Origin of the sequence: Nocardia sp. NPDC059154, assembly GCF_042755705.1 — a bacterium.
Classification (GTDB): Bacteria; Actinomycetota; Actinomycetes; order Mycobacteriales; family Mycobacteriaceae; genus Nocardia.
Map to the genome: position 1 here is coordinate 87,175 of NZ_JBHZCS010000039.1, position 7,440 is coordinate 94,614.

Genomic DNA, 7,440 nt, shown 5'->3' on the forward strand with positions numbered 1-7,440 from the left:
CCATTACGTCTCGGAACGCTAACGCATAAACTGACTGTCCGGTAGGGCGAGTCACAAATAAGTGTCTGTGACACCATCGGTCAGTCGGGCCGATCGTCCTGGGGGCCAGGCCAAATCCCTTGCTGCAGTGCGTAACAGACCCGGTCGGCCCGTCGATTTGGGAAACATCCGATGATCGAAGGGGATAGGCGACTCATGCGCACAACAGGATTCACAGCACTACTGGCGTGCACCGTGCTGGCAGCCGCCACCGGCTGCTCGAGCTCCCCGTCCTCCACCCCCTCCGCCGCGCCGACCACCTCCGCGCTCACCACGGGCGGTACCCCGTCCGGTGGCAACCAGGGTGGCGGCAACCCCGGCGGCGGCCCGGCCACCGGCACTCCCGCCTCCACGGCCGCGCAACCCACCGACACCCCCATTTCCGCCTGCGCCTCCGGCCAGGTCGATGTCACTGCGCAGAGCATGGGCGCCGCCATGAGCCACAACGGCATAACCCTCACCTTCGCCATCGCCAACCCGTCCCAGGCCTGCACCCTCACCGGCTACCCCGGCCTGGACGAAATCACCGACACCGGCACCGTCATCCATGCCGAACGCACCCCCAACGGCTACATCGGCGGCCTCCCCGTCGGCACCGACACTCCACCCACCGTGGTGGTCAAATCCGGCCACCCCGCCCACGCCATCGCCGAGGGCACCTCCTGCGGTCCCTACAACAAACCCGACCCCAAAGTCGTCAAAACCGAAGTAACCGCCCCCAACTCAACCGACACCCGCGTAATCGACACCGCCGTCTACACCTGCACCCTCAAGATCCACCCCGTCACCGAGTAGAGAGATCCCGTCTGGTCACCGAGTGGCGGTCGCTGGGACGTCCTCAACAGTTGCCGAATTGCCGGATTCCGTGGACGAAGGCCCAGATGCGAGCAGCGTCGAGTCGGCCTGGGATTCCCGCACTTCGCACCCGAAAGTGGTTGATACGCAACTGCTGACGCCATCGGGAACTTCGGCCTCGATGAAGCGTTTCGGGGGTCCGCATCTCTACTGCTGACCTCAACAGTCGAACAGCGGAGCCGGGCATGTCCAGCCTTGCCCGCCGAGGCGGCTAGCTACTGGTGGCCAGCAAGTCTCGGCAGGCGTCGAGCAGGCGGGTGCGGAGGACTTCTGCGCGGGTGGCGATGTCGGCTTGGGCACGGACGTATTCGGCTCGGCCGGTGTAGGTTTCGATGCGGATGGGGGTGTAGCCGTAGGAGAGGAGGTCGTAGGGGCTGGCCTTCATGTCGAGTTCGCGGGCGGCGCAGGCCAATTCGAAGGCGTCGAAGAGGAGGTCGGAGGAGATCAGGGGGGTGAGTTTGAAGCCCCACTTGTAGATGTCCATGTTGGCGTGGAGGCAGCCGGGTTGTTCGCGGTCTATTTGCAGGTCGCGGGTGAGGGGTTCGGCGTTGCGGGGGGCCGCTTCGGGGGTGAAGAAGCGGAAGGCGTCGAAGTGGGTGCAGCGCAGCTGCATGGAGTCGACTACGGCGTCGGTGCCTTCGGGACCCAGGCGGAGGGGGACCTGCTGGTGGCGGACGTCGTCGGTGCGGTAGACCATGGCCCACTCGTGGAGGCCGAAGCAGGAGAGCTGGGCGGGGCGGGTGGCGGTGGCCGAGAGCAGGCGGGCGACGAATTCGAGGGTGTCGCGGCGCTTTTCGAGGAAGGCCGGGTCGGCGGTCCAGCCGGGCGACGGGACACCGTCGGCGGGAGGGGCCGAGATCCGGTGGTAGCCGCGGGAACCCGCGTAGTCGGCGGCGTCGGCGAGGACGACGCCGAAGCCGGGGTGCCAGCGTCTGAGCTGGGCGGGCTTGTGGCCGTAGTAGGTGAACAGGAAATCGATCACCGGATGTTTCGAACCGGCTGCCCGGCGTTCGAGATACGGGCCGACCAGGGCGTCGACGCGGTCGCGGTGGGCGGCCGCCCGGCCCCGCCAAGCGGGGCCGGACAGCCATTCGGGTCCGGACGACACGGTGGAATCGGTGCGCGCGTTCATCATTCGGCGAGGCGGTGGGTGGCGTCGCGGACCGTGCCGACGAACTCCTCCACCAGATCTTCCAGGGCCACGATGCCGACCGTATTGCCGCGGCTGTCGACCACGCGGCCCAGATGGGAGTTGGTGCGGCGCAGGCGGGCCAGCGCCTCGAACAGGGTCGTGCCCATGCTGACGGTGGGCAGCGGGCGGATATCGGTGCGGGGGATGGGGGTGCCCGGGCCCGCACTGTCGTCGGCGGTCAGATCGAGCACATCCTTGACGTGCAGGTAGCCGACCAGGGAACCGTCGTCCGCACGCACCGGGTACCGGGAGAATCCCGTTTCGGCGACGGCGGATTCGATATCGCCCAGCGTCGTCCCGTCCCCGCGCAGCGGCACCGAGCGGGTCTTGGCCAGCGTCACCATCACATCGGCGACGATCCGGTCGCTCGAGCCCAGCGCCTGGGTGAGGCGGCGATGCTCCTCCTCGTCCAGCAGACCCTCCGAACGCGACTCGCCGAACATCTCGGCCAGCTCCACCGACGACACCGTGGAATCCAGCTCGTCCTTCGGCTCGATCCGCAGGGCGCGCAGGGTGATATTGGCCGCGAAGTTGTAGATCGCGATCAATGGCTTGGCCAGCCGCAGCCACATCAGATGCAGCGGAACCAGCAGCAGCGCTGACCGTTCCGGCCCCGCGAGCGCGATGTTCTTCGGAATCATCTCGCCCAGCAGAATGTGCAGGATCACCACGATGGTCAGCGCCAGCGCGAACGAGATCGGATGCAGCAGCGAATCCGGCACGCCCACCAGATCGAACGGCTTCTCCAGCAGATGCGCCACCGCCGGCTCACCGACGCGACCCAGCAGGATCGAGCAGATGGTGATGCCCAGCTGCGCGGCCGCCAGCATCATCGACAGGTTCTGACCCGCCTCGATGACCGTGTTGGCGCTCCGCTTGCCCTGCGCCGCAAGCGCTTCCAGCCGGTCGCGGCGCGCGGAGATGAGCGCGAACTCCGCACCCACGAAGAACGCGTTGCCCAGCAGCAGCACCAGCGTGAGCAGGACGGCGTACAGGTCACCCATGGCTGTGCTCCCAGGTCGCGAGGGCCTCGGCGTCGACGGGCCGGATCAGGACGCGGTCGATGCGCCGGCCGTCCATCCGCTCCACCCGGGCGATCCAGCCGCCCTTGGTGTGCGGCTGCTCCAGCTGGTGGTTGCCGGGCTGCGGCAACAGCACCTCGTCGCCGGTCTCGGGGATCCGGCCCAGCCGGGTCAGCACCAGGCCGCCGATGGTCTCGTACTCGCCCTCGGGCGCGTCGTAACCGGTGGTGCGGGAGACCTCGTCGATGCGCAGCAGGCCCGAGCAATTCCAGCCGTTCGGGGTGCGGCGCACATCGAGCTCCTCCTCGTCGTGCTCGTCGCGCACGTCGCCGAGGATCTCCTCGATCAGGTCCTCCATGGTGACGATGCCGGCGGTGCCGCCGTACTCGTCGACCACCAGCGCCACCTGCATGCCGTCCCGGCGCACCCGGTCGAGCACCTCGTCACCATCGAGGCTGGCGGGCACGATCGGCACCGGCTGGGCGATCGTCTTCAGTTTGATGCTGCGGCGATCCCTGGCCGGATGCACGAAGGTCTGCTTCACGTGCACGAAGCCCAGGGTGTTGTCCAGGTCGCCGTCGATGACCGGGAACCGGGAGTAACCGGTCTCGCGGGCGGCGTCGACCAGATCGGCGAGAGTGCAATCCTGATCGAGGGATTCGATCGTCATCCGCGGGGTCATCAGCTCCTCCGCGGTGCGCTCACCGAACTGCAGTGAGCGATCCACCACCTGCGCGGTGCGCTGATCCAGCACCCCGTGCAGGGCGGAAGTCCGCACCAGCGAACCCAGTTCCTGCGGCGAGCGCGCCGAACGGAGTTCCTCCGCGGGCTCCACGCCCAGCCGGCGCACCGCCCAGTTGGCGGCCCCGTTCAGGAAATTGATCATCCACTTGAACACGGTGGAGAACGCGATCATCGGCCCGGCGGTCAGCCGTGCCATGGACAGCGGGTTGGCGATGGCGATGTTCTTGGGCACCAGCTCGCCGTAGATCATGGACAGCGAGGTCGCGATGAGCAGTGCCAGCGCCAGCGAAATGCCCGGTGCGGTACCGGCGCTCACCCCGAACGAGCGGAACATCGGCTCCAGCAGCCGTGCCAGCACGGGCTCGGCGATATAACCGGTGATCAGCGTGGTGATGGTGATGCCCAGCTGGGCGCCCGACAACTGGAACGAGAGTGTGCGATGCGCCTGCCGCACCTGCCGGGCCCGGCGGTCGCCATCGCGGGCGTGCGCCTCCACGGTGGAGCGTTCCAGGGCGGTGAGCGAGAATTCGGCGGCGACGAACAGTGCCGTGCCGGCGGTCAGAGCGATGAATCCGAGCAGACTGAGAACGGTGAGCAGGACCGACACGGTCAGCACCACCTGGCCGTTTCCGAAGCCGGTATTGCGGGGAAGCCGGGTTCGTCACCCGGCTCGGTAGAGGAGCCCTCCTGTGAAGCGCCCTTGGACGCGGGTGACAACTTGTTCCTTTCGCAGGGGTTGCTGGCGGAGATACGCCACCGATACCCATTTCTTGGGTCCGGTCAGGCCATGCTACCGGGCGGCTTCCAGGGTTTCCGCACAGCGGTGCCGTATCACATCCGGCGGCGGCCCCGCATCGCCGCAGGGCCGGGCCCCGCACACGCGAAACCCGGCGGATCCGAGCGGGACCCGCCGGGTTCGGGATGTGCAGTACTAACCGGTGGTGATCACCAACCGGAGGGCAGCGGCCGGCCCTCGGCGAAACCGGCGGCCGACTGCACGCCCAGCACGGCGCGCTCGTGGAACTCGCCGATGGTGCGGGCGCCGGCGTAGGTGCAGGAGCTGCGCACGCCGGAGGTGATGTGGTCGAGCAGGTCCTCCACGCCCGGGCGCTCGGGATCCAGGCGCATGCGCGAGGAGGAGATGCCCTCCTCGAACAGCGCCTTGCGGGCCCGGTCGAACGCCGAGTCGGTGGCGGTGCGGGCGGCCACGGCACGCTTGGAGGCCATGCCGAAGGACTCCTTGTACCGGTTGCCGTCGCGGTCGACGCGCAGGTCGCCGGGTGACTCGTAGGTGCCCGCGAACCAGGAGCCGACCATCACGTTGGCCGCGCCGGCCGCGAGGGCCAGGGCCACGTCGCGCGGGTGGCGCACGCCGCCGTCGGCCCACACGTGCTTGCCGAATTCCTTGGCGGCCGCGGCACATTCGGCCACGGCCGAGAACTGCGGGCGGCCCACGCCGGTCATCATGCGGGTGGTGCACATGGCGCCGGGGCCCACACCGACCTTGATGATGTCCGCGCCGGCCGCGATCAGATCGCGGGTGCCGTCGGCGGAGACCACATTGCCCGCGACCAGCGGCACGCCCAGATCCAGCGCGGCGACCGAGGCCAGCGCCTCCAGCATTCTCTGCTGGTGGCCGTGCGCGGTGTCCATGACCAGGACGTCGGCGCCCGCGTCGACCAGGGCCTTGGCCTTGGCCGGGATGTCGCCGTTGATGCCGACGGCGGCCGCGATGCGCAGCCGGCCCCTGGCGTCGGTGGCCGGGGTGTAGATGCCGGTGCGGATGGCGCCGGTCCGGGTCATCACGCCCGCGAGGGTGCCGTCGGCATGGACCAGCACGGCCAGGTGGGCGTGCTTGGCCTCGAGCAGATCGAAGATGTCGCGCGGCGAGGAGTCGGCCGGGGCGCTGACGAAATTGGCGTCGGCGACCACGCTCAGGCGGGCGAAGCGGTCCACGTCGGCACAGGCGGCCTCGGTGACCACACCGACCGGCTTGCCGTTCTCGACCACCACGACCGCGCCGTGGGCGCGCTTGTGGATGAGGGCCAGCGCATCGGACACCGACTGGTCGGGATCGAGCACCACGGGGGTGTCGGCGGTGAGCGAGCGGCTCTTGACGAAGGCGATGGTGGCGGCGGCCGCGGGGATCGGAAGATCCTGCGGCAGTACCACGATGCCGCCCCGGCGGGCGACGGTCTCGGCCATGCGGCGGCCGGCGACGGCTGTCATATTGGCGACCACGAGCGGGATGGTCGTGCCGCTCCCATCGGTGGTGGAGAGATCGACATCGAACCGGGACGCCACATCCGTCCGGCGGGGGACGAGGAAGACGTCGTCGTAGGTCAGGTCGTAGGGCGGAGTCTGCCCGGGAAGAAACTGCACGTTGGACCATGGTAGCTGAATGCTGAGAGTTCGCGGTGCGATCGGGCGGGGAAAATGCCAGGCGGGTGAAGGCGGGGTCTCCTATGTTGGCGTCCGTGACCGATCTTGCGGCGCTCGCCGATCGACTGGATGTCAGCGACACCATCACCAAACTCTTCGTCTACTGCGACCAGGCCCGCTGGGCCGACCTGCGCGAGTCGGTGCTCGCGGAGGAGGTGTTCTTCGACAACGGCTTCGGCGGACCCGTCGGCCCGCAGCCCGGCGCCGACATCGCCGATGCCTGGGCCGCCGGCCTGGGCGCCCTCGACGCCGTCCACCACCAGGCCGGCAATCACCTCGTCGAGATCACCGGCGACACCGCGCTGGCCCACGCCGACGCCATCGCCGTGCACGTGAAGAACGACGCCACCGGCGGCACCACCCGCTGGTTCGTCGGCAGCTATGTCCTCGGCCTGCAGCGGACCGAAAAGGGCTGGCGCATCGACCGTTTCGAATACAGGCTGAAGACCATCGACGGCAATGCCGACCTGCTCTGAGCGGTAGCTCAGGACGCGGTGGGGATGAACAGCGCCTCGAAGGGCGGTTCGCCCACCGCGACGGTCGTGTGACCGCGTCCCTCGGTGTCGGCGGCCAGCACCAGATCACCCGGGGCGAACCGCCGGCGCTCACCGTCGGAGGTGGTCACCTCGATCACGCCGCGCAGCATGACCACCCACTGCCGGGCCGGGGCCGGATGCGGCTCACTGTCGAAGCCCGCGCTGCGCAGATAGGACACACCCGCGGTCGAGGGCATGCCGCCGACGGCCATGGCGGGCACTCCGATCGCCAGAGTTCGCTCAGCCAAGGGGATTTCGGCGTCGGTGAACGTCGAACCACCCTCGTTCGTGGCTTCGATGACGGTGTAGCGCAGGTTCTTTCGTTCGCTCATGGCCCAAATGCTCACCGCCCGGCCGCGAGTTCGCGATTCCCTGCGGGGAATGACGCGGAGGCTGTCCGCTCCCCCGTGCCGAGCCACCAAAGTGCCGTTTGCTGAAGGATTGCTACGGCCACTTTTGGGCTCGGAGTTATCTCAATCTCGTCCGATTTGCCGGAAAACCCGCTCGATTTCGCGCGCGTGTCGTAGGAACGCCCCAGCGTGTTGGCGTCAGCGGGACGAACGTCGGGCCGCGCCCGGCTTGCGCTTCTTGTTGTGCGGCCGGCTCTCGC

The 7,440-nt window shown here is 68.6% G+C and carries 7 protein-coding genes; 2 read left to right on the forward strand and 5 right to left on the reverse strand.

The genetic code is table 11. From position 1 onward, the window contains the following. Positions 1 to 195 precede the first annotated feature (195 nt). Positions 196 to 834 (forward strand): DUF4232 domain-containing protein, encoded by a 639-nt coding sequence (locus ACFXN1_RS30165; RefSeq protein ID WP_379444741.1) that lies wholly within the window; start codon positions 196 to 198, stop codon positions 832 to 834. Positions 835 to 1,105: 271 nt separating this feature from the next. Here the strand turns inward: ACFXN1_RS30165 and ACFXN1_RS30170 are convergent, their stop codons facing one another. From ACFXN1_RS30170 to ACFXN1_RS30185, 4 genes are all read right to left on the reverse strand, one after another. Further along, positions 1,106 to 2,026 (reverse strand): 3-methyladenine DNA glycosylase, encoded by a 921-nt coding sequence (locus tag ACFXN1_RS30170; protein WP_379444754.1) that lies wholly within the window; start codon positions 2,024 to 2,026, stop codon positions 1,106 to 1,108. Continuing rightward, the gene (locus tag ACFXN1_RS30175; RefSeq protein WP_379402004.1) at positions 2,026 to 3,090 is read right to left on the reverse strand and encodes a hemolysin family protein; all 1,065 of its coding nucleotides are present in this window, start codon (positions 3,088 to 3,090) and stop codon (positions 2,026 to 2,028) included. Before ACFXN1_RS30175 ends, ACFXN1_RS30170 begins: the two co-directional genes overlap by 1 nt. Continuing rightward, the gene (locus ACFXN1_RS30180; RefSeq protein WP_379402094.1) at positions 3,083 to 4,459 is read right to left on the reverse strand and encodes a hemolysin family protein; all 1,377 of its coding nucleotides are present in this window, start codon (positions 4,457 to 4,459) and stop codon (positions 3,083 to 3,085) included. Before ACFXN1_RS30180 ends, ACFXN1_RS30175 begins: the two co-directional genes overlap by 8 nt. 338 nt (positions 4,460 to 4,797) lie before the next feature. Next, the gene (locus tag ACFXN1_RS30185; RefSeq protein WP_379402003.1) at positions 4,798 to 6,234 is read right to left on the reverse strand and encodes a GuaB1 family IMP dehydrogenase-related protein; all 1,437 of its coding nucleotides are present in this window, start codon (positions 6,232 to 6,234) and stop codon (positions 4,798 to 4,800) included. Between the two features lie 95 nt (positions 6,235 to 6,329). Between ACFXN1_RS30185 and ACFXN1_RS30190 the strand changes: the two genes are divergently transcribed. Next, positions 6,330 to 6,770 carry a nuclear transport factor 2 family protein gene (locus ACFXN1_RS30190; protein ID WP_379402002.1) on the forward strand — a complete coding sequence of 147 codons (441 nt, stop codon included), beginning with the start codon at positions 6,330 to 6,332 and terminating at the stop codon, positions 6,768 to 6,770. Between the two features lie 8 nt (positions 6,771 to 6,778). Here the strand turns inward: ACFXN1_RS30190 and ACFXN1_RS30195 are convergent, their stop codons facing one another. After that, positions 6,779 to 7,162 (reverse strand): hypothetical protein, encoded by a 384-nt coding sequence (locus ACFXN1_RS30195; RefSeq protein WP_379444739.1) that lies wholly within the window; start codon positions 7,160 to 7,162, stop codon positions 6,779 to 6,781. Between the last annotated feature and the right edge of the window lie 278 nt (positions 7,163 to 7,440).

Coding starts and splice junctions, on each gene's coding strand:
- ACFXN1_RS30165 (WP_379444741.1), top strand. CDS start 196: ATGCGCACAACAGGATTCACAGCACTACTGGCGTGCACCGTGCTGGCA.
- ACFXN1_RS30170 (WP_379444754.1), bottom strand. CDS start 2,026: ATGAACGCGCGCACCGATTCCACCGTGTCGTCCGGACCCGAATGGCTG.
- ACFXN1_RS30175 (WP_379402004.1), bottom strand. CDS start 3,090: ATGGGTGACCTGTACGCCGTCCTGCTCACGCTGGTGCTGCTGCTGGGC.
- ACFXN1_RS30195 (WP_379444739.1), bottom strand. CDS start 7,162: ATGAGCGAACGAAAGAACCTGCGCTACACCGTCATCGAAGCCACGAAC.